A 21,439-nucleotide genomic window follows, 5' to 3' on the forward strand; every position below is an offset into this window, starting at 1 on the left:
GCTTCAGCATTTATCAATGCCGACAGCATGTGGCAACGCAACTACCAAGCCTATCGTTTCGCTTACACCAGTTGCTATACAGGCCGTTTCAAGTCCAGACGGCCCGACCATGCAACTTGATATCCCCGCCCAGCGCAACCAGCCAACCCCCGACTTTGAACACCTGCATGAACTGAATGAAACCGGCGAGCTTTATACGCTGGTCGATGCCGCCGCCGCACCGGAACAAGCCGACGAACTGGTTCACTTTCTCAAACGCGTTGGTGCAGTCAATCTGTTTGGTACGGCGCGTGAAGCCAACCACGAACAATATGTGGCGTGGATGGTACCCCCGGTCAGAGACCCGGACACCCGCCGTTATGTGCTTGAAACCTTTTATACCCAGTCCTGGCGCGCACCGTTTGTGACCTGGCTCCAGTCCACACTACCACCCGACGAACTGGGCATGCGCCTGCAAAACCGCCTTAAAGCGTCGGTAATGGGCAGCGAAATGCTGCTGCGCTATTACGACCCGCGTGTGCTGCCCGGTCTCATGAAGGTCATGTACGGCAGGCAGCGCACACCTTGGCAGGCGCTGGGTACGCAGTGGCTTTATTTCGACCTGAGCCACAGGCTGCAAACCATTGAGCTGCCCGGAGCAACAGGGTATGACCCACACAGCTACACGCTGGTTTTTGACGATACCCAGGCCGATGCGCTGATGGATATGTCAGAACTGGGCCAACTCATCAGTCATTGCTGCGACAACTACCCCGACACCTTCGGCGAGCTGTCGTTGCAAGACCGCCACGACACCGCCAACGCGGCCCGCCAGATAGCCCAGAAAACCGGGTTTAACGTGTTTGACGATTACGTACGGGTAACCCGACTCATGACCGCCCTGGGCGAAACAAGCCAGCTACCGGTCAACTGGGCGGCGCACCTGAAACGCATTCATGACGGCGAAATGACCTGGCAGCAACTCCCCGCATTGCCCAGCCAGGAGCAAGCACGATGAAGCCGCGCCACCTCTTGTTACCTGCGTTGCTGGCGCTGGCGGCTGCATTACTGACCGGCTGCGGCAGCACGTTTTACGGCCATCCACCCGCCAGCCCGCAAGTAACCGATACCGCCTCCGCCCCGGATGGCCCTTCACTGATGATGGTGCCCATCAACCATTACGGGCGCTATGCCGACTCAGTTTTTGTCGACAAATATTGGGCGGGAAATGTCACCAGGCAACATGAAGACGGCACCCCGGCTGGTGGCGGCAAAGCCGTGTGCTGCTACCAGGGTTACAAAGACTGGAGCAAACCGGTCAAGGTACGCTGGGTTTGGGGCTATGAGCGCGATAAACAGACGAAACAGATTGTGCGCGAAAGCGAGTGGCACGAAGCCATGGTGAAGCTACCAAGCCAGCCACGCAGCGCCCCGGACCCGCTCGATAGTGACGCCTATCTATGCATCATCCTGCGCGACCGCGACAAGGTAGAGCTGGCTTATTCACGCACCAGCACCGGGTGTGCTGACAAATAAACTCACGGGATACATGGCCATGACCATAAGACAAGCTGGTACCCCAGTCACCGATACCGAACTGGCCGCCGCTGCTGAAGAAAATATCCATGTTCGCACCAACCGCGAAGAGGGCTGGCGACAGACCGTCACCAACAAGGCCGACAAGTTCAAGTGCCGCTTGTTTTCCGTTCCGTTGCTACTGGCACTGTCTGCGGGGTTGCTCAGCGGCTGCGGCAGCACGTTTTACGACCATCCACCCACCGGCTCGCAAGTAGCAGATAACGGCCCAGCCCCGGATGGGCCCTCGCTGATGATGGTGCCCATCAACCATTACGAGCGCTATGCGGTCGATATTCTGGTTGGCAAAAACTGGGCAGGTGATGCTAACGAACCACACGAGGATGGCAGGCCGTCAGGTGGTGGTGGCGCAGCGTGTTGTTACGCAGGGTACAAGGACTGGACCAAACCGGTCAGGGTTCGCTGGAAATGGGGTAGTGAGGTTGACCCTCAAACCAAAGCAGTAACTAAAGAACGTGAGCCCCACGACATCTGGGTAAAGCTGCCTGGCCCGATACACGACGACCCCGACCCAAGCAAAGATGAAGCGTATCTATGCGTCATCCTGCGCGACCGCGACACGGTTGAGCTTGCGTATTCCCCAGTTGGTAGCGGCTGCGCCAACAAATAATCCAAAGAGCATTCATCATGACAATCAGACAAGCCGGTGCACCCGTTACCGATGCGGAACTGGCCGCAGCCGCTGACGAAAATATTCTTGTTCGCACCAACCGCGAAGAGGGCTGGCGGCAGACCGTCGCGGACAAGGCCGACAAGTTCAAGTGCCGCCTGTTTCCCAAAGTGGCCTTTTTCTTTGACGGCACCAGCAACAACATGGATATCGAACTGAAAAAGGAAGCGTCGAAACAGGAGCTGACCAATATTGCCACGTTGTATCGGTCGGCTATTAATGAGAAGGAAAGGGAGGCCTTTCCGCGTTATTTTTCCGGTGTAGGCACGCCCTTCAAGGTCGACCAGCCGTTAGATGGGTTTGGCAGCTTCAGTGACGATACGGGCGGCAATCTTGGTCTGGGCTTTGGCGCGGGTGGTGACTTGCGCGTCCGGGCGGCCCGCATGGAACTGTGCCGTATTGTCACACGTGAATATAGCGACTCCAAGCCGATAGAATTTATTACCCTGTCCATATTCGGTTTCTCTCGCGGAGCAACTATCGCTCGCGCTTTTTTGCAGCAGTTGATGGAAAAAGACTGCACCAGCGTCAAAGACGGGTTGGGATTGAAGATTAAGGGCCGTGACCCGGTACGGCTACGTATCAACTTTATGGGGCTATTTGATACGGTGGCCTCGGTCGGTGCGCCTGGTGCCCACCGGGGTTACGCCAGCAAACTGGCGATACCGCGAGAAGTAGAACGCTGCCTGCATCTGGTCTCTGCGCATGAGGTACGCAAGGCGTTCCCGCTGGACTCGGTACGGGTCGGCCAGACTTGCCCAGGCAATTGTGACGAAGTGGTTTACCCTGGTGTTCATTGCGACGTGGGTGGCGGTTATTCCAGCGACGCTCAAGGGCGAGACAACCAGCTCTCCCGCATTCCGCTGCGCGAGATGTATAAGGCCGCGCTTGAGGCTGGGGTCATGCTGACCCCATTTGCACGCTTGAAAAACGACGTGCAAATGCACTTCACTTTACCGCCAGATTCCCCTGTAGCTGCTAACTACAATGCCTATATGGGCGCACTACCCAACGGGGGAGAAGGCCTGGAAAACCTTATTCAGGCCCACCGTGCACCGTTCTTCCGTTACCGCCGTCTGGTGACTGAGGCACGCAATCGTATGTATTTGCTTGGCAGCTTGGGGCAGGCCGTACCCGCCAGCGTGTATGAGGGCATGTCACCTGCCGCAGAAAAAGCCAACCTGCCTGACCAGCAGTGGCGCGACAACATGTCGGCACCCCAGGTAGAACAGGCGCAGCAGCTTATTGCCGCGCAAAAACAACTGGAAAACCGGGTGCAATACCTGCGCAACCCGCAAGCCGAAGAGGTAAACCAGCGACCCGGCCCGCGTGCACTGACTGATTATGAAACGAAGTTACTGGCTGCCTGGGATGACCCTGCGCCGGTGCCCATGACGATATATCGTTTCATGAGCCAGCACGTACACGACTCGGTAGCTCACTTCAGCGGCTGGCCCTGTGCACTACATGACCAGCGAGGGCTTTACAGCGATAGCCTGCGCACAGATGCGCTCTACAACCCAGGCAAGAACCCCACCATATTGGTGTAGCCCTGTAGCCGGGTGCCCGTCTCTGATTAATGTATCGGGCATCTGCTGGCGCTGTTTACCGGACCAGCCCACCAGCGTTTTGCCATAATCAAGGCTTGGGGCGATACCCCGGCATGACAGGGCGACAACATGGCAGCAGGCAGAAAAACCGACACACGACCGCGTGATATTCCAGCCCCGCCCGCGAGCCAAGCCCCAAATGCGCCCTCAAGCTCGCCTGCGGGGGCGCTGCAGGTCGTACGCCAACCGGGTGAAGAAACACCATGGCGATGGCCCGCACCGCCGCCAGCGCCGTTGTACGCGGTACGGCGGCAGGCTGTGAGTTCGGCAAACCGCTCTTTGGCGCGGGTATCGACCCGACCGCCTACATGGGCCTGCTTCAGCGGCAGGCCGACGCGGTAAAGGCGGGCGATATGTCAGGCGTTGAAACCATGCTGATGACCCAAGCCAATACGCTGGACATGGTTTTCAACCGCTTGGCTATGCAGGCCATTCAAAGCCCGCTCATGCAGCAAATGGATACGCTACTGCGGCTGGCGCTCAAGGCACAGTCACAATGCCGCTCCACCCTGGAAGCACTGGCCGACATCAAGAACCCGCGCCCGGTAGCGTTCGTGAAACAGGCTAACATCGCCCACGGCCCGCAACAGGTGAACAATGCCCCGCCCCAAGGCACCGCTACGAGTGAACGCGCCCAGGCTGGCGCTGATGGTGGCGTAGCGTTCGCGCACGGAAAAATGGAAAAAATATCAAACGAACTATCAGGAGTTGGTCGTGAGTTATCAACGAAGGGCAGAACACGGCGCTTCCGTAACACATAGCCAACCGTAAAAAACCGTTCAAACCGTCTGCCGATGACGGACCGTTTTATCAGCTATCAAGGCCATGTGTATTGCGCAACCTATTTGCATTTCACAAAGAGGTTACGCGTTACCATCATTCCTGATTGTGAAACGACCCCACCAGATGCCGAGACAGAGTCGGCGGTGTATCCACCCGTTGTCGTTGAGAAAGGGGCCGCCTCGCCTTGCTGGGTGAGCACGATATACCCCCTTGAGCCACAAATTTCACCGGCCTTTTCGATGCAGGCACCGAAATTCTGAACGGTTCCGTCACAGCTTATGTTGTAACCCTTTGAACCATCTGCCAGATGTACCTCTTTGGAGGTCGCGCAGCCGGTAAAAATGAGAAGGGCAATAGATGCAAATGCCAGACGAGCCATGTTGATTTCCTTTCCTCGCGGTGCTGTAGATTATTGATAGTCACCGATAAGAAAAAATGGAAAATAGTTTCAGACGCGCGACAATATATTTTCCGATGCGCTGAAAAGTTAAGTAGGAAAAAGCATGAGCTACCAGCGAACGCCGGAACACCGGGCCTTGCGTGCAGCGTTAATCCAGCAATGGAAGCCATGGCAGAACGCCACAGGGCCGCAGACAGCGACCGGCAAACAGACAAGTGCCCGCAATGCCTGGAAACATGGCATGCGCTCTCGGGCGATACAGGATGAACTGCGCACGCTGCGGGCGCTGGTTCGGTCGTGTGCAGGCCGGTTAGCCTGACCCCGGCCACCCCACCCAAGCCGCCAAACTTACGTGGCGGCTTTTTTCTGGCAGTCGCGTTTGCGCTTTGTGGCTACCGGAAAAGCCTACACAGTGCCTACACAAACGCCGAAAAACAAAAAGGCCACTCCGAGGAGTGGCCTAAGTGCTTGTATCTATTGGTGGGTTGTGAGTGGCTCGAACACTCGACCTACGGATTAAGAGTCCGCTGCTCTACCAACTGAGCTAACAACCCAACGAGGCCGCAATATTATATATGGCCTTAAAAGCTGTCAAGCACCGGGCCGTACTTTTTTACAGTTTGATGGCAGGCATGGCGGTGGTCGGGATGATGGCGCCGCGGTGCTGGATGACGGTGCCGGCCAGTGTGTTGCCGGTGGCGGCAGCTTGTTCCGGGGTATGCCCGGTGAGACGTGCAGCCACGTAGCCGGCACCAAACGAATCGCCTGCAGCGGTGGTATCAACCACTTTGGCGACGCGAGTCGGCGGGATAGATTGAGGTTGCTGGTTCACAACGCGGACCACAGTGTCGTTGCCGCCTTGTTTGACCACGACCTCGGGTACCGGCAACGCCAGCGCTGCGGCCAGTGCGGTTTGTGCGTGGGTGCCTGGCGGGAGCATGGCAATTTCGTCGTCCAGGGTGATCAGGGCGATATCGCAGCCCTCATAGGCGCGGCGATACCATTGACGGGCCTGGTCTGCCCCTTGCCACAAGCGTGGACGATAGTTGTTGTCGAAGATGACCTTGCCGCCATTGGCCCGCACTTTGGCGGCGGCGCTCAGCAAGCGTTCGCGGCCAGCATCGGGCAGGATGGCCAGGCTGATGCCGCTGAAATACAGCACATCCAGTTGATCCAGCGTTTGTTCAAGCGGAGTCTCTGCGGCAGCAAAATACGCTTTGGCAGCACTGGTGTCGCGCCAATAGCTGAAATGGCGTTCGCCATCGGGATCAACCTGGATCATATACAAGCCAGGCACTCGGCCTGCCAGGCGTTGCACCAGACCGGTCTGGATGCCCTCCGCCTGCCACGCCTGCAGCATGGCTTCGCTGTGCGGGTCATCGCCTAAAGCGGTGACGTAATTGACTTGTACGCCGTGCGTTTGCAGCAGGCGGGACAAATATACGGCGGTGTTGAGTGTGTCGCCACCAAAGGTGCGGCGCAGCAGGCCGCTCCCTTCTTCCTGCAGTTCAATCATGCATTCACCGATCAAGGCAATGCGTTGCGGGGAACTCATCGGGTGCTTCCTTGTTTATTGGAACGACTGACCAGTATTCGTCCGGGGAACCCGGCTGCCATGCAGCTAACCCTGTCTGTGATTTGGGTTAACCAATGCGTAATTATCCACGCGTTTGCGACGTTGGGTGCTGCGCGAGGGCAATACTGGGCGTTTCTGACTTGCTTTTCTGTATTTTGGGGTACGCGATTTGAGAAATGCGAATGCCAGGCCAAACAGATGATCTTGCCCTCTGTTGCGCCTGGCATTTGCTGCGATGGAGTGAGATGCGTAGTTATCCGGGCCGATTCAATGCATTGCCATCTGTTCCAAACCAGATGGCTTTTCCCGGCACGGGTTGCAAGAACACAGATTCGCCGGCGAGCGGGGTAGGTAAATCAGGAGAAATTTTTACGGTGATGCGCGTGCCATCTTGCGCGGCGGTATGCAGTAGCAAAGCGTCACCCAGGTTCTCGGTGAGTTCCACATTCGCCGCCAGCCCTTGATCTGGCGTAACCAGGCGCCAATGGTCTGGCCGCACTGCGAGCGTAGCTGCCTGGCCAAAGCCTTCCGGCAAGGCGATGCCCTCAATGTTCAGTTTCTGCCCGCCGGCGGTCGTCGCCAGATTACCTTGGCGGGTTGCTTCGACATGGGTACATGGCAGGAGATTGATCTTGGGCGAGCCCAGAAACCCGGCCACGAAGGTATTGCGCGGCGCGTTGTAGAGTTCAGTCGGCGTGCCGATCTGTTCCAGATAGCCATCGTTGAACACAGCAATCCGGTCGCCCAGCGTCATGGCTTCTACCTGATCGTGGGTGACGTAAACCATGGTCGTTCCAAGCTCTTTATGCAGCCGAGCCAGTTCCATGCGCATTTGCACACGCAAAGCAGCGTCCAGATTGGACAACGGTTCGTCAAACAAAAACACCTTGGGCTCACGCACGATGGCGCGACCGATGGCCACACGCTGCCTTTGCCCGCCGGAAAGCGCGCCGGGTTTGCGGGCCAGCAGGCGGGTAATGTCGAGCACCTCGGCGGCACGCCGCACTGCGCGGTCTATCTCGGCGGCAGGTACTTTGGCCATCTTCAGCGCAAAGCCCATGTTTTCGGCGACGGTCATATGCGGATAGAGGGCGTAGCTCTGGAACACCATGGCAATACCGCGCTGCGCCGCTGGCAAATTGTTGGCCAGTTTCCCTTCAATTTCCAGCGTGCCGGAGGTGATGTCTTCCAGACCGGCAATCATCCGCAACAAGGTAGATTTGCCGCAACCGGATGGCCCGACAAACACCACGAATTCGCCCTGTTTTACTTCCATATCCAGGCCTTTGATGACATGGGTGGTATCAAAGCTTTTGCGCAGATTGCGCATCACCAAGCTAGCCATAGGTTGCCTCCGTCACCGCTTGTTTGAGCCAGACCTGCATGGGACCCGCGTTGCGGTTATGCCAGGTAAAATAGGGAATGGCGACCAGCGCGACGTCGCGCGAAGACTGGCGGCCGGCACCGTTTCGCTCTTGATACAAGACATTGGACCAGCGCCGCTCCGGCACCGGTAACTTGCCCACCGCGCGCAATGCAATCACGCCATCCAGCAATTCAGGCTCCCATTGCGCCTGTACGCTGCTGTTGGCCAGTTCGATATCCTGCAAATTTACGCCGGGGTGGTCGGCGGCTTCAATGCAATACAGCAGCGGCCCGCGCATCAAAGCCACGCGTCCGGTGTTTTCCAGCACATGCGGATGGCTTTCCATGACCCGGACCGGCATCGGCAGCGACAGCCGAATCTGGTCACCAGCGCGCCAGGCACGATTGAGCTTGATATAACTGCCTGGCGTCAGCTCTTCGCCCACCACCTTGCCGTTAATGCTCAATTGCGTTTGCGTGGCGGCCCAACTCGGGATGCGCAGCATCAGGTCAAAGGTATGTTCGGCATCAATGGTGATTTCAATATCACCATCCCACGGGTAACGGGTTTGCTGGTGCAGGCCGATCACTTTGCCATCAAGTTCAATCTGCGCATCGCAACTGGCATACAAATGCACCCAAACAGCCGCGGCGCTGGTGCTGTAAACCGACCCGCTGAGCGCCGCGACAGTACGCGCCACATTGGGCGGGCAGCAGGCGCATTCATACCAGGCCTGGCGTTTGTGATTGCCGTCGTTAGCGAGCGGATTCACGTAAAAGTAGCGCTTTCCGTCCAGCGACCAGCCTGGCAGCATGGCGTTATACAGCGTGTGTTCCAGCAGATCGGCATAGCGGGCATCGGCAGTGGCGGCCAGCATGCGCTGGTTCCACATCATGCTGCCGATGGCCGCGCAGGTTTCGGTATAAGCCTGCGCATTGGGCAGTTCATAATCCGCGCCAAGCGCTTCGCCGTGGTGACGCGAGCCCAAACCGCCGGAGATATAAATCTGGTGGCCCTGCATGTGTGACCACATGGTTTCCAGGGTGTTAAGCAAAGAGCGGTCGCCGGTTTCCAGAAACACGTCAGCGGCACCGGTGTTGTAATACAAAGCCCGCACCGCATGACCGGCCATGGCGCTTTGTTTACGCAATGGCGCGTGATCCTGAAAGTACTCCAGGCCGAACCAGCCACCGGTCAAATGCCCATAGCCACGCGCATCGATAAAGTGTTCGGCCAGACGCAAATATTTGATGCTGCCGGTCTCGCGATAAAGCTCGACCAGTGCCAGCTCGATCTCTTCGTGGCCATCAATCCCCGGGTTCTTGCCTTCGATCACTGTGCCGAACACCTCGCAGATCAGGTCCGCAAAGCGGACCGCCACATCAAGCAGCCGCCGGTTTTTTTGGGTGCGATGATGCGCGACCGCCGCTTGCAGCAAATGGCCCGCGCAATAGAGTTCATGGTTATCGCGCAGATTGCTCCAGCGTTCGTGCGCCCGTTCCACCGCGTAATACGTGTTGAGATAGCCATCGTCGCACTGCGCGGCTTCAATCAGGCCCAGCGCTGTATCGAGCTTTTCCTGCAGCTGCGCGTCGGCACGTAACGCCAGCGCCCAACTGGTGGCTTCGATCCATTTGTAAACGTCCGAGTCGTTAAATACCTTGCCCCGGAACGGCCCCAGTTGCGGGTTGCGGATGCGGCGGAAGTTATCAAAATTGCCCCACTCTTCCATTTGCTGGTACTGCGACAGCAAGGAAACGCGGGTATTGCGTTCCTGCCGCGGCCCCCAGAATTCGCCGCCCAACGTCACCGCCAGCGGCGATACCGGTGTAATGCGCGCATGCGGGCTTTTCGACAAGTCCACCACTCGCGGCTGGTCGCTCTGTTTCTCGGTCATCATCATGTTTTTCCTGGATTGAGAGTGGGTTAGGCCTTGACCGCACCGGCGATCAAACCGTTGATATAAAAACGTTGCAGCAAAAGAAACAGCGCGGCGCAGGGCAAAATGCTGATGGTGATACCGGCCTGCATCACTCCCCAGTTCACGCCGCCCATAAACTGGGATTGCGCACTTTGCAGCAGCACTGGCAGGGTGAATTTGTCGGCGTCCGAGATCAGCACCAGCGCGACCAGCAACTCATTCCAGGCAGTAAAGAAGGCAAATAGCGCCACGGTGACGATGCCAGGCTTCACGATCGGCAACATCACTCGCCACAACGAACTGAGCACATTGCAGCCATCCAGCGTGGCGGCTTCTTCGAGTTCACGTGGCACGCAGTCAAACGAGTTGCGCATCATGAAAATGGAAAACGGCAGCTGGAAGGTGATGTACACCAGCGCCAGCCCACCCAGCGTGTTATGCAGATGCAGAAAATTAAGCAGGATGAATAGCGGCGTGAGGATGGATTGAAACGGGATCATCATGGTGGCCAGCACCAGCATGAAAATCAGCTTCTTGTACGGGAAGCGAAAGCGCGAAAAGCCGTAGCCGCCCAGTACCGACAGCACTACTACGCCCGCTACCGTCATTAGGGCCACGCAGGTGCTGTTCCACAGATAGCGCCACAAACCCGCGCCAAAATGCAGCAGTTCTTCGTAGTTTTGCAGCGACATCCGGCTGGGCCAGAACGTGGGTGGCGAGGCCGAAGCTTCTGCCGCTGGCTTGAATGACGTCACAATCGACCAGAACACCGGGAACAAAAACAGCAGCATCACCAGGAAGGCAAAGGCCAGCACCAGGCCGCTACGCCAGCGCAATGCGCGCGGCACCACGACCGCTACATCGTCATCCGGCATGGCTGCGTGTTCCATGGTCGGGAGCGTGAGGGAAGGTTGATTCATGATCGGTCTCTCAGGCGTTGTCGTCACTGCGCAGCAAATACAGCTGCACAAAACTCATTACGATCAGGATCAGCAGCAACACCACCGACATGGCCGAGGCATAGCCCACTTTGGAATAGGTAAACGCGGCGCGGTAGATCCAGTACACCACCGAGATGGTGCTGTTCTGCGGCCCGCCATGGGTCATGATGTAGAACTGGTCAAACGCCAGATACGAGCCGATCACCGATACCGTCAGCGCCAGCGCAAAGGTCTGCCGCATCAGCGGCAAGGTGATGTAGCGCAGCTGGTTCCAGCGATTGGCGCCATCGATGCGCGCCGCCTCGTAGAGGTCTTCCGGAATGGCCTGCATGCCTACCAGCAGCAGCACCATGGTGAAGCCGGTCATCTTCCAAGTAACCATGGCGACGATGGAAAACAACGCGCCGTTGGCGGTATCGAACCATTCCAGTGGCTCATCCAGCAGCCCCACTTTCATCAGAATGGCGCTGAAAACGCCCACCTGATCGTTGTACAGCCATACCCACAACAGGCTGGCTGCACTCATGCCAATCACCACCGGCAGAAAGTACGCAGTGCGAAACAATCCTGACCAGCGCCCCGGGCGTTGTACGACCAATGCCAGGATAAAGGCCGCAATAAACAGCGCTGGCGTCACCAGCAGCGTGTACTTGGTGGTGAACAGCAGGCTTTGCCAGAACGAATCGTCGTGTGCCAACTGCACGTAGTTATCCAGGCCATTGAAACTGCGTGCGCCAAATAATGGCCAGTCGTGCAGCGACATCCACAAGGTCATACCCAGCGGAATGAAAAAGAAGGTGGCAATCATCAACAGACACGGCGCGACAAACAAATAACCGGCCCATGCGTTGCGCGTGGTCAAACTGGCTTGGGCAGCCATGGCAATCCCCCGAGGGAAAGCCGCTCCGCGTGGCAGCGCAGTGCGGCTTTGGTGCGATTACTTACCGGCCAGAATTTCGGTAAAGCGCGTTTGTGCTTTCTTGACGGCGGCATCGACGTTGCCGCCATACACCGCTTCTTGCACCATCGTCGCCCACGGCCCGTTGTTGTCGTTGATCAACTGGTTGAACTTGTCGCTGTAGGGAGCCTGGCCTTTGCTGAACGCATCAAACGCGACTTGCAGTCGTGGATCGCCATTGACATAGGCTTTGCCCAGATCGGAGCGCACCGGGATGCTGCCGTTTTTGGCAAAGTATTCCACCTGCACTGGCTCGGTCAGACACCAGCTAATGAACTCAAATGCAGTGCCCGGGTGTTTCGAGCCCTTGGGGATACCAATCGAATCGCCACCGGCAAAGCTGGCGGTGCCGCCTTTTTCACCGGGGAATGGCGTCACACCAAAGTCGATTTCCGGATGTTCACGTTTGAGCAGGCCAATGGCAAAGGCACCGGTGCCCACCATGCCGACCTTGCCGGTGAGGAAGGTGTTGATAAAGTTCTGGCCCGCATCTGTTTTAGAGCCAGCCGAGATTTGCCCGGTGCTCCACATGCGATGGTAAAAATTAAGCGCGTTTTTGACTTCGGGTTTGTCCAGCGTCGGGGTTTTGCCATCGGCACTCAAAATGTCGCCGCCCGATGCCCAGATGTACGGCGTGAAGGTGAAAATCTGGCAACCGCCACACGCGCCGGAGAAATAGAACCCTTTTACACCGCCGCCGAGTGCGGTGATTTTCTTGGCATCAGCCTCGATCCCGGCCCAGTCTTTGGGTGGGCTGTTGGGGTCCAGCCCGGCCTTCTTGAACAGCCCTTTGTTGTAAACCAGCAAGGAGCCTTCGGCACTGAATGGCAAGGCATATTGGCGCCCACCGGAATTGGCCAGACGCATATGTGCTTTGGACAGCGTTCCGGCAAATGGCAGTGCTTTGGCTTTGTCAGTGATATCGGTCAGTTGCCCGGCTTTGGCCAGTTGCGGCACGTAGATCAAATCCACCGCCAGGATATCCGGCACGTTGCCTGAGGCGGCGGCAGTGCCAAACTTGGTCATGAAATCATCGTTGGGAACGACGGTAAGGCTGATCTGGTCTTTGTGGCTGGCGTTCCAGGCCTTGACCAGAGGCGTGGCGACCGACGAATCCTGCATGCGGACCCAGAACGTCGCGTTGTTTGCATCATCTGCAACGGCGCAGGCCGACGCAGCAAATATCAGGCTCGCGCCCAAAAGCAGAGTTGCCCTTCCAGAGGTATTCATTTTTTGGCTCCGTGATCAGGGGATGGCAGATTGGCCATCGGCATTGCCAGCACATTGAATGGACCTGCACCTGTGTACTGGACGTTATGTAGTGCTGGCCGCAATACTACAGACCGCCAATGCGGCGACAAGCAATCAAACCACACAAAACAGGACTATTCCGACATCGATACCGGTACGCTTAGTCGGAACTGTTTAGGCTGGATAGCCAGATATGGATAATTCAGACACTTATAAGGACACATCGCATGCTGCGGTTTGATCCCTCTTTGCCACTACATGCGCAGAATGGCGGCTTGTTCGTCTCCACCTGCGCGACGTGGACGCACCCGGAACGCATCCTCAATTCTTATGAGCTGGTTTTCGTCAAAGAGGGCGTGCTGTATCTGAGCGAGGAAGGAAACGACTTCGAGGTTCGCGCCGGTGAAGCGCTGTTGCTGTGGCCAGGCCGTCATCATCGAGGCACGCGACCCAGCTCGCGTGATCTCAAGTTCTACTGGGCACACTTTACCCACGATGCGCTCGCGGTCATGTCGCAAGAAGGCCAGTTACAAGCGCGCCAGCACGCCGCCGTGGCGCGGCCGGATCATGTCACCGCTTTATTCCGGCGCCTGCTGGACGACCAGGAGTTATTCGGCGCGCGTTCGGCCACGTTGAGCCTGCTGATGATGCTGATATTGTGCGAGCTGGCGCGCTCCAGTCAGTCCGCCCGAACCGAAGAAGGCGCGGCATCCGTGCTGGCGGGCAAAGCCGACGTGGTTATACAAACCAAGTTTCAGGACGCGATTTCGTCATCCAGTATTGCTGCCGAACTGCGTTGCAATCCCGATTATCTGGGCCGGGTATTTCGCGCCGAATATGGCAAGACGCTGACCGATGCCATTAACGAACGCCGCACACGTCACGCCGCCGCGTTGCTGGCCGAAACCCGCAGCGGCATCGACGAGATTGCGCGCCAGTGCGGATTTGCCGACACCGTGTATTTCCGGCGGATATTCAAACGCAACCAGGGCATGACGCCGGGTGCGTTTCGCTCTTTGCATACCCGTACGCATATCAACCATGGCTAAGACCACTACGGTTGCCGTGAAGTAACGTGCCGGTACGCATGACAAGCTGTACGGAACACATCTCGCCATGGCTTGTCTGACCGGCCTGGCGCTGGCATACGCTCAAGAAAAATTCGGGTGTGTCATCCAATCAACCGATAATGGCGAGCTGGCTGATTGCCCGGATAAGGGTCGACTGAGTTTGCCCCCGCAGCCAGAGCAATGAACAAGGAGAAAAAAATGAAGTATCTACATACGATGGTTCGCGTCACCGACGTGGAAGAATCCATGCGTTTTTATCGCGACGCGCTGGGTCTGGAAGAAGTCTCGCGCAAAGAAAGCGAGCGCGGCCGCTTTACCTTGATCTACCTAGCCGCGCCTGGTGATACCGACGCGCAAGTCGAACTCACGTTTAATTGGGACCCGGAGGTTTACACTGGCGGGCGCAATTTTGGGCATCTGGCCTATGAGGTCGAAGACATCTACGCCGCTTGTGCCCGGCTGGAAGCACACGGCGCAGCGGTATTGCGTCCTCCGCGTGACGGCCACATGGCTTTCGTACGTTCGCCAGATGGTATTTCTATCGAACTGCTGCAAGCCGGCGCTGCACTACCCGCTGCAGAACCATGGGCTTCCCGCGCTAACGTGGGCACCTGGTAACAGGCACAGTTTTGGCTTGGTCCGTTTTGTCCTTGTCCTCTGCAGGGCAGGACAAAACCGGCTTGGCTGCTGGCATTAAGCGGGGAAAACCCGAAACATACTGCACTGCATGGCCGCCTGGCTATAACCATGTAGCTATCTAACCAATACCGTCTAAATCAATATTGTGCCCGCCTTTGTTTACCCGCTTGGCGCGACGAGCGCTGCCGGGTCACCGGACACTTAAAAAAACACTCATGCCACCGTCTGTTCGGTGACACTTACCATCTCTTCAGGACAGCCATCCCGCTCATGACTATCCACCGCTTTGCCGCTTTACTTACCTTTTTGCTCCCTGCCGCCGCCTTTGCCGCTAGCCCCGACGGCGCCAATTTGTCATTGGCGTGGACGATTCCGTTTGCCGGCATGCTGTTGTCCATTGCTGTTTTTCCCTTGCTGGCACCGCATTTCTGGCATGACCACTTTGGCAAGATCGCCGCCTTCTGGATTGCGGTTTTTCTCGTGCCATTTGCCATGGTTTTCGGTCCGGATGCGGCGCTGCATAGCGTGGTGCATGCGCTGGTGGGCGAGTACATCCCGTTCATCTTGCTGCTGTTTGCGCTCTACACGATTTCCGGCGGCATTCTGGTCTGGGGCACGCTGCGCGGTTCGGCCGGTCTGAACACCGGTCTGCTGGCTTTGGGCACAGCACTGGCCTCGATCATGGGGACCACCGGCGCAGCCATGCTGTTGATCCGGCCCATCCTCAAAGCCAACGCACACCGTCAGCACAACGTGCATGTGGTGGTGTTCTTTATTTTTCTGGTAGCCAATATCGGTGGCGGCTTGACCCCGCTGGGCGATCCACCGCTGTTCCTCGGCTTCTTGCAGGGCGTGAGCTTCATGTGGACGGTGAAACACATGTTCCCGTCCGTGTTGTTCTGCTCGGCTGTGTTACTGGCTGTGTTCTACGTGCTGGACCGGCGCTTCTGGCAGCGTGATCCCGCACCCGTGGCCACCGAAAAGCCGCAACCGATCAAGCTCTACGGCTTGTGGAACATGGCATTGATTGGCGGCGTGGTTGCCGCAGTGTTGATGTCCGGCGTGTGGAATAGCGGCGTGCAGTTTGACGTGTATGGCACGCCGGTTGATCTGCAAAGCGTGGTGCGCGATGTCTTGCTGCTGGTCTTTGCGCTGATCTCGTTGTGGTTAACGCCCAAGCAAATCCGCGCTGGCAACGAGTTCAACTGGTTTCCGATTCTGGAAGTCGCCAAATTGTTTCTGGCGATCTTCATTACCATCGCGCCCGCCATTGCCATCCTGCGCGCGGGCGAGGCCGGGCATCTGGCGGCGCTGGTCAAAGTGGTCAGCAACAGCAACGGCGAGCCCATTGATGGCATGTATTTCTGGATGACCGGCCTGCTGTCGAGCTTTCTGGATAACGCCCCGACCTACCTGGTGTTTTTCAACCTGGCCCACGGCGATGCGGCGCACATGATGGGGCCAATGGCATCCACGCTACTGGCGATTTCCATGGGTGCCGTGTTCATGGGCGCCAACACCTATATTGGTAACGCGCCCAATTTCATGGTCAAGGCGATTGCCGAGCAAGGCAAGGTCAAGATGCCGGGGTTCTTCGGTTACATGCTCTGGTCCGGTGCCATTCTAATGCCGTTATACCTGCTGGTGACACTGATTTTCTTTCATTTCTGATGACGATTTTCGCCTGTCAAAAAGGACCGCTGCTGCGGTCCTTTTTTATTTGGTCAGCCAGCTGAAATCACGCCGTCCTACCGTGCATATTTTTAAATTTATGCCATGATAATTTGCACAGTGCTTTCTTTTTGCAGCGGTGGAACTGGTAAAGACCATGAGCTGTCTTTCTTCATCTTCGGCTAGAGATTTCTCGGTGGTTACTCGGTAATTTTGTCACAGCAAGCAGAAACGCAACTCTTCGTGTTGATCTGCATCAGATGACTCTTATGTAAACGGCATAGACTGACTTCAACCCGGCACCTTTGTCTTGTCAGCAGGGCAAAGGTCATCACTGTCAAAAAAGTTTTTGCAATCACAACCAGGAAACGAGGTGAACCGTGGCTCAAAAAGCTCTCCCTAAGGACCTCATCGACAAGATGCACGCGTACTGGCGTGCCGCCAACTATCTCTCAGTTGGTCAGATCTACCTGCTCGACAATCCCCTTCTGAAAAAGCCTCTCAAGCGCGAACACGTCAAGCCGCGCCTGCTGGGTCACTGGGGGACCACGCCGGGTCTGAACTTTGTGTACGTGCATTTGAATCGAGTGATCAAAGAACGCAATTTGTCGGTGGCTTATATTGCCGGCCCTGGCCACGGTGGCCCTGGTCTGGTTGCCAACACCTGGCTCGAAGGCACTTACGGTGAGATCTATCCGAGCATCGGCCAGACCACTGATGGTATCCAGCGTCTGTTCAAGCAGTTCTCTTTCCCTGGCGGCATTCCTTCGCACGTGGCACCGGAAACACCGGGCTCGATGCACGAAGGTGGTGAGCTGGGTTATTCGGTTTCCCACGCTTTTGGCGCTGCGTTTGATAACCCGGATCTGCTGGTTGCCTGCGTTGTCGGCGACGGCGAAGCAGAAACCGGCCCGCTGGCCACCAGCTGGCACTCCAACAAGTATCTGCACCCAATCAATGACGGTCTGGTGCTGCCAATTCTGCATCTGAACGGTTACAAGATCGCCAATCCGACCTTGCTGGCCCGTATCCCCAAAGAAGAACTGCAAAAACTGTTCGAAGGTTATGGCTACAAGCCGCACTTTGTTGAAGTGGGTAAAGATGTCCATGACTACACCGAGATGCACCAGCGTTTTGCCGCCACCATGGACACCGTGCTGGACGAATTCAAGGCGATCCGCGAGAAAGCCCTGAAAGAACAAAAAGCCGGTAAAGAACTGACTCGTCCGCAATGGCCGATGATCGTTCTGCGCAGCCCTAAAGGCTGGACTGGCCCGGTGGAAATCGACGGCAAGAAGGTTGAGGATTACTGGCGCAGCCACCAGGTGCCGTTCTCCGACATGACGCCAGAGCACGTCAAGAATCTGGAAGACTGGCTCAAGAGCTACAAACCAAAAGAACTGTTCACCGATGACGGCGCCCTCAAGCCAGAACTGCGTGAACTGGCGCCGAAGGGCGACCTGCGCATGGGTGCCAACAAACATGTGCATGGTCTGGTTTCGCAAGACCTGAAAATGCCGGACTTCCGCAAATATGCGGTTGAAGTCAAAAAGCCGGGCACCGTCAACGCCGAAGCCACCCGCGTTATGGGCAAGTTCCTGCGCGACGTGATGAAAGAAAATCTGGACGCCAAGAACTTCCGTATCTTTGGCCCGGATGAAACTGCATCCAACCGCTGGCAAGACGTGTATGACGTGACCGGCAAAGACTGGATGGCCGAACACAAGCCAGAAGACGCCAACAACGACTATCTGGCACAAGATGGCCGCGTGATGGAAATCCTGTCTGAGCACACCTGCCAAGGCTGGCTCGAAGGTTATCTATTGACTGGTCGTCACGGCTTCTTTAGTTGCTATGAAGCGTTCATTCACGTGATCGACTCCATGTTCAACCAGCACGCCAAGTGGCTCAAAACCACACGTGACATCCATTGGCGCAAACAGATTCCGTCGCTGAACTACCTGCTGACCAGCCACGTCTGGCGTCAGGATCACAACGGCTTCTCGCACCAGGATCCTGGCTTCCTTGACCACGTGGTCAACAAGAAGTCCGAAGTCATCCGCGTGTATCTGCCCGCTGATGCCAACACCTTGTTGTCGGTAACCGACCACTGCCTGCGCTCACGTCATTATGTGAACGTGGTGGTTGCGGGTAAGCAGCCAGCGCTGCAATACCTGACCATGGATCAGGCCATCAAGCATTGCACCAAGGGCGTGGGTATCTGGGATTGGGCGTCCAATGACCAAGGCACCGAGCCCGACGTCGTGGTGGCTTGCGCCGGTGACGTGCCGACGATGGAAGCATTGGCCGCAACCGACTTGCTGCGCCAGCACTTCCCGGACCTGAAAATCCGCTTTGTGAACGTGGTCGACTTGATGACGCTGCAACCCAAGGTCGAACACCCACACGGTCTGGATGACCATGAGTTTGATTCGGTCTTCACCACCGACAAACCCATTGTGTTTGCCTTCCACGGCTACCCATGGCTGATTCACCGCATCTGCTATCGCCGCAACGGTCACGACAATCTGCACGTACGTGGCTATGTGGAAAACGGCACCACCTCCACACCGTTCGATATGGTGGTGATGAACCAGGTTGACCGTTACTCGCTGGCGATTGATGTGATCGACCGCGTTCCAGCTCTGGCAGTGAAGGGTGCGCACGTTCGGCAGAAGTTCGAAGACAAGCTCGTTGAACACAAGCACTACATCAACGAGTACGGCGACGACATGCCGGAAGTACGTGACTGGAAGTGGCCTTACTAAGCCATCAGATAGCAAGTGGTTGTTGAACAGAACGGCCCGCAAATGCGGGCCGTTTTTTATGGGATGGTTATATCCATCCAGTCATCCTCATGGTCTGCGACTGGCTGGCGCGGCCACGTTGAAATGGGGCAGGCCACGTTGTCCAACGCTACTCCCATGGAAAACCATTATTGCGGCGCGGCAAATTCCGAAAGACCATTTGCATTGGCTCGCATACAATCACCTCGAAGCAACCTAGCTGGAGCACCCCGTGTCTGACCTGGAACTGCTGGCCCAAATCTGTGATCTCGCCCGGGAAGTCGCCGCGCGAGAGGTCATGCCACGTTTCCTGAAAGTGGCCAGCGGGCGCAAACAGGATGGCAGCACATTTACCGAAGCTGATCTGGCCAGCCAGGCCGCATTGGTCGACGGATTGCCAAAGATTGTCGACTGCCCGGTGCTGGGCGAAGAGATGACCACCGCCGAACAATTGGCGCTGCTGGAACAAAACCCGGACGGCTTGTGGATTGTTGATCCTATCGACGGCACCACCAACTTTGTCCACGGTTTACCGTACTTTGCCATTTCCATTGCCCTGATGCGGCAAGGCCGATCGGCGCTAGGTGTGGTGTACCTGCCGGTACTGAATGAATGCTATTACGCCGCAGCGGGCCACGGCGCATGGTGCAATGGCGAACCGCTGCCACTAATCGCACCCGATATCAAAACCGGAGACGGCGTCGCCATTGTCGAAACCAAGCATCTCACCGGCCGCCTGCCCACGCGTGTGGTCTCGGTGGCACCGTTCAACAGCCTGCGCAATTTTGGCGCATCGACCATTGACTGGTGTTACCTGGCTGCCGGGCGTGTGGATATCATGCTGCACGGCTCACAAAAACTATGGGATTACGCGGCCGGCGCGCTGATCGCCGAAGAAGCCGGTTGCCAGCTGGCCACGCTCAATCTGGATGACTACTGGGCCGACCGCGTGATGCAACGCTCGGCCATTGCCGCCCGCACCCCTGCACTGTTCGGCCCTTGGCGTGACTGGGTCAGATTGAACCGATAATGCCGCGCTCAAATGGATAAACCACGCCCAGACCTTCGCGGGCGTGGTCCAGCAAGCGGATCATCGAGCGTGAGGTTTCATGCGACAGCACCGGACTTTGCAGTTTGCCCGTGCGCAGCAACTCGCAGAAATGCGCAGTCTCGTAATTCAAGCCACCGCCTTCAGCCGGTTCATGCAGTTCCACCTTGCGGCCATCGGTGTAGCAAATGGTGGCGCGCTCCGGGTGCCACCATTTTTCGTGGATCACCACATGACCATTGGCCGCCGCCAACATGGCATCGCCCGCGCCAGACAATCCCAAGCCGCAATAAACCTGTGACCAGCCACCGTGATGCTGGCTGTTGATGGCAGCAAAGGTATCCACACCAGCGGCAACGCGGCCTTGCACCTGTACGTCTTTCGCCGCACCCAGCCAGTCTACCGACAAGAACACGCCGTACACGCCGACATCCAGCAAACCACCACCAGCCAGATCGGGTTGATACAAGCGGCTGTCAGGTTCAACGTCGGGAATGGAAAACCCGGTGCGGACAAATTGCACCGGCCCGATCGGGTCTGCCAGCAACGTCTCACGCAGCTTGCGATACAGCGGGTAGAACGGCGGCTTCATCGCCTCCATAAACAGCTTGCCGCTCACCGCAGCCTGCGCCAGCACGGCTTCCAGCTCACCGAGGCTGACCGCCGCCGGCTTCTCGCACAGCACGGCTTTACCGGCAGCCAGCGCGGCAATGCTGTATTGCGCATGGCTGGTGTGCGGCGTGGCGATATAAACGGCGTCGATGTCGCTAGCGAGCAAGCTTTCAACCGACTCAGCCACGTGGCCGCCAAAATCGCCGACAAAATCCTGCGATTTTTGTGCTGAGCGATTCCACACCTGCGTCAATTTGGCGCCATCAACATGGGCCAGCCCTTGAGCAAAGCGACGCGCAATGCCGCCGCTGCCGATAATGCCAAAGCGGATTTCCTGCGAAGTAGTCATGGTAGTTCCAGGCCAAAAGACGAAGTAAATATGAGACGGCGATTCTGCCAGCAAGCAAACGCGACGTATTTGTCCGGAATGATACTGCACTGAACAACCGGACCAGAGTGGGTATGCGCCTTATCCGCCTCTGACCATCATAAGTGGTGACTCAACCCGGATACATCTCCGCGCCTTAAGTCCTGTGGTTGCGTCAAAACATTACCCATTAGC

19 protein-coding genes and 1 tRNA gene are annotated in these 21,439 nt (G+C 57.1%); 11 read left to right on the top strand and 9 right to left on the bottom strand.

All coding sequences use genetic code 11. The features are described 5' to 3' along the window. The first annotated feature begins 109 nt into the window (after positions 1–109). From N7220_RS09635 to N7220_RS09655, 5 genes are all read left to right on the top strand, one after another. Complete coding sequence (locus N7220_RS09635; RefSeq protein WP_283151239.1) at positions 110–997, top strand: DUF4123 domain-containing protein; 888 nt, start codon at positions 110–112, stop codon at positions 995–997. Next, positions 994–1,515, top strand: a complete 522-nt coding sequence (locus N7220_RS09640; protein WP_283151240.1) for a DUF3304 domain-containing protein — start codon at positions 994–996, stop codon at positions 1,513–1,515. Before N7220_RS09635 ends, N7220_RS09640 begins: the two co-directional genes overlap by 4 nt. Positions 1,516–1,534: 19 nt before the next feature. Continuing rightward, positions 1,535–2,185: a DUF3304 domain-containing protein gene (locus N7220_RS09645; protein ID WP_283151241.1), complete on the top strand. Its 651-nt coding sequence runs from the start codon at positions 1,535–1,537 to the stop codon at positions 2,183–2,185. A 17-nt stretch (positions 2,186–2,202) separates the two neighbouring features. Next, entirely contained in the window at positions 2,203–3,795 is a 1,593-nt protein-coding gene (locus tag N7220_RS09650) for a T6SS phospholipase effector Tle1-like catalytic domain-containing protein (RefSeq protein ID WP_283151242.1), read from the top strand. A 263-nt stretch (positions 3,796–4,058) separates the two neighbouring features. Beyond that, positions 4,059–4,616: a hypothetical protein gene (locus N7220_RS09655; RefSeq protein ID WP_283151243.1), complete on the top strand. Its 558-nt coding sequence runs from the start codon at positions 4,059–4,061 to the stop codon at positions 4,614–4,616. Between the two features lie 80 nt (positions 4,617–4,696). Here the strand turns inward: N7220_RS09655 and N7220_RS09660 are convergent, their stop codons facing one another. Next, positions 4,697–5,017 carry a hypothetical protein gene (locus tag N7220_RS09660; protein WP_283151244.1) on the bottom strand — a complete coding sequence of 107 codons (321 nt, stop codon included), beginning with the start codon at positions 5,015–5,017 and terminating at the stop codon, positions 4,697–4,699. Between the two features lie 124 nt (positions 5,018–5,141). Here N7220_RS09660 and N7220_RS09665 point away from each other — a divergent pair, with 124 nt between their 5' ends. Next, positions 5,142–5,357: a hypothetical protein gene (locus N7220_RS09665; RefSeq protein ID WP_283151245.1), complete on the top strand. Its 216-nt coding sequence runs from the start codon at positions 5,142–5,144 to the stop codon at positions 5,355–5,357. A gap of 159 nt (positions 5,358–5,516) precedes the next feature. Here N7220_RS09665 and N7220_RS09670 read toward each other — a convergent pair. The 7 genes from N7220_RS09670 to N7220_RS09700 form a co-directional block, all read right to left on the bottom strand. Further along, positions 5,517–5,592: transfer RNA gene (locus N7220_RS09670), tRNA-Lys, on the bottom strand. A gap of 59 nt (positions 5,593–5,651) precedes the next feature. Then, positions 5,652–6,593: a sugar kinase gene (locus tag N7220_RS09675; protein WP_283151246.1), complete on the bottom strand. Its 942-nt coding sequence runs from the start codon at positions 6,591–6,593 to the stop codon at positions 5,652–5,654. A gap of 274 nt (positions 6,594–6,867) precedes the next feature. Continuing rightward, positions 6,868–7,959 (bottom strand): ABC transporter ATP-binding protein, encoded by a 1,092-nt coding sequence (locus N7220_RS09680; protein WP_283151247.1) that lies wholly within the window; start codon positions 7,957–7,959, stop codon positions 6,868–6,870. Beyond that, positions 7,952–9,877, bottom strand: a complete 1,926-nt coding sequence (locus N7220_RS09685; RefSeq protein ID WP_283151248.1) for a glycoside hydrolase family 127 protein — start codon at positions 9,875–9,877, stop codon at positions 7,952–7,954. Before N7220_RS09685 ends, N7220_RS09680 begins: the two co-directional genes overlap by 8 nt. 29 nt (positions 9,878–9,906) lie before the next feature. Then, positions 9,907–10,821 carry a carbohydrate ABC transporter permease gene (locus N7220_RS09690; RefSeq protein WP_283151249.1) on the bottom strand — a complete coding sequence of 305 codons (915 nt, stop codon included), beginning with the start codon at positions 10,819–10,821 and terminating at the stop codon, positions 9,907–9,909. Between the two features lie 10 nt (positions 10,822–10,831). Further along, entirely contained in the window at positions 10,832–11,722 is an 891-nt protein-coding gene (locus N7220_RS09695) for a carbohydrate ABC transporter permease (RefSeq protein WP_283151250.1), read from the bottom strand. Positions 11,723–11,779: 57 nt separating this feature from the next. Continuing rightward, positions 11,780–13,030, bottom strand: coding sequence for an ABC transporter substrate-binding protein (locus N7220_RS09700; protein ID WP_283151251.1), 1,251 nt, complete (start codon positions 13,028–13,030; stop codon positions 11,780–11,782). 248 nt (positions 13,031–13,278) lie between these two features. Here N7220_RS09700 and N7220_RS09705 point away from each other — a divergent pair, with 248 nt between their 5' ends. From N7220_RS09705 to N7220_RS09725, 5 genes are all read left to right on the top strand, one after another. Next, a complete protein-coding gene (locus N7220_RS09705; RefSeq protein WP_283151252.1) occupies positions 13,279–14,100 on the top strand; it encodes an AraC family transcriptional regulator in 822 nt (273 codons plus the stop codon). 219 nt (positions 14,101–14,319) lie between these two features. Continuing rightward, positions 14,320–14,739 (top strand): VOC family protein, encoded by a 420-nt coding sequence (locus N7220_RS09710; RefSeq protein WP_283151253.1) that lies wholly within the window; start codon positions 14,320–14,322, stop codon positions 14,737–14,739. A gap of 291 nt (positions 14,740–15,030) precedes the next feature. Further along, positions 15,031–16,431, top strand: coding sequence for a sodium:proton antiporter (locus N7220_RS09715; protein WP_283151254.1), 1,401 nt, complete (start codon positions 15,031–15,033; stop codon positions 16,429–16,431). 380 nt (positions 16,432–16,811) lie between these two features. Then, positions 16,812–19,199, top strand: coding sequence for a phosphoketolase family protein (locus N7220_RS09720; protein WP_283151255.1), 2,388 nt, complete (start codon positions 16,812–16,814; stop codon positions 19,197–19,199). 259 nt (positions 19,200–19,458) lie between these two features. Beyond that, positions 19,459–20,247, top strand: a complete 789-nt coding sequence (locus N7220_RS09725; protein WP_483409574.1) for an inositol monophosphatase family protein — start codon at positions 19,459–19,461, stop codon at positions 20,245–20,247. Here the strand turns inward: N7220_RS09725 and N7220_RS09730 are convergent. Next, on the bottom strand, positions 20,231–21,226 hold the full coding sequence (locus N7220_RS09730; protein WP_283151257.1) for a Gfo/Idh/MocA family protein: 996 nt from the start codon (positions 21,224–21,226) through the stop codon (positions 20,231–20,233). The two genes, N7220_RS09725 and N7220_RS09730, sit on opposite strands and share 17 nt — an antisense overlap. Between the last annotated feature and the right edge of the window lie 213 nt (positions 21,227–21,439).

The organism is Silvimonas soli, from assembly GCF_030035605.1.
Lineage (GTDB): Bacteria > Pseudomonadota > Gammaproteobacteria > Burkholderiales > Chitinibacteraceae > Silvimonas > Silvimonas soli.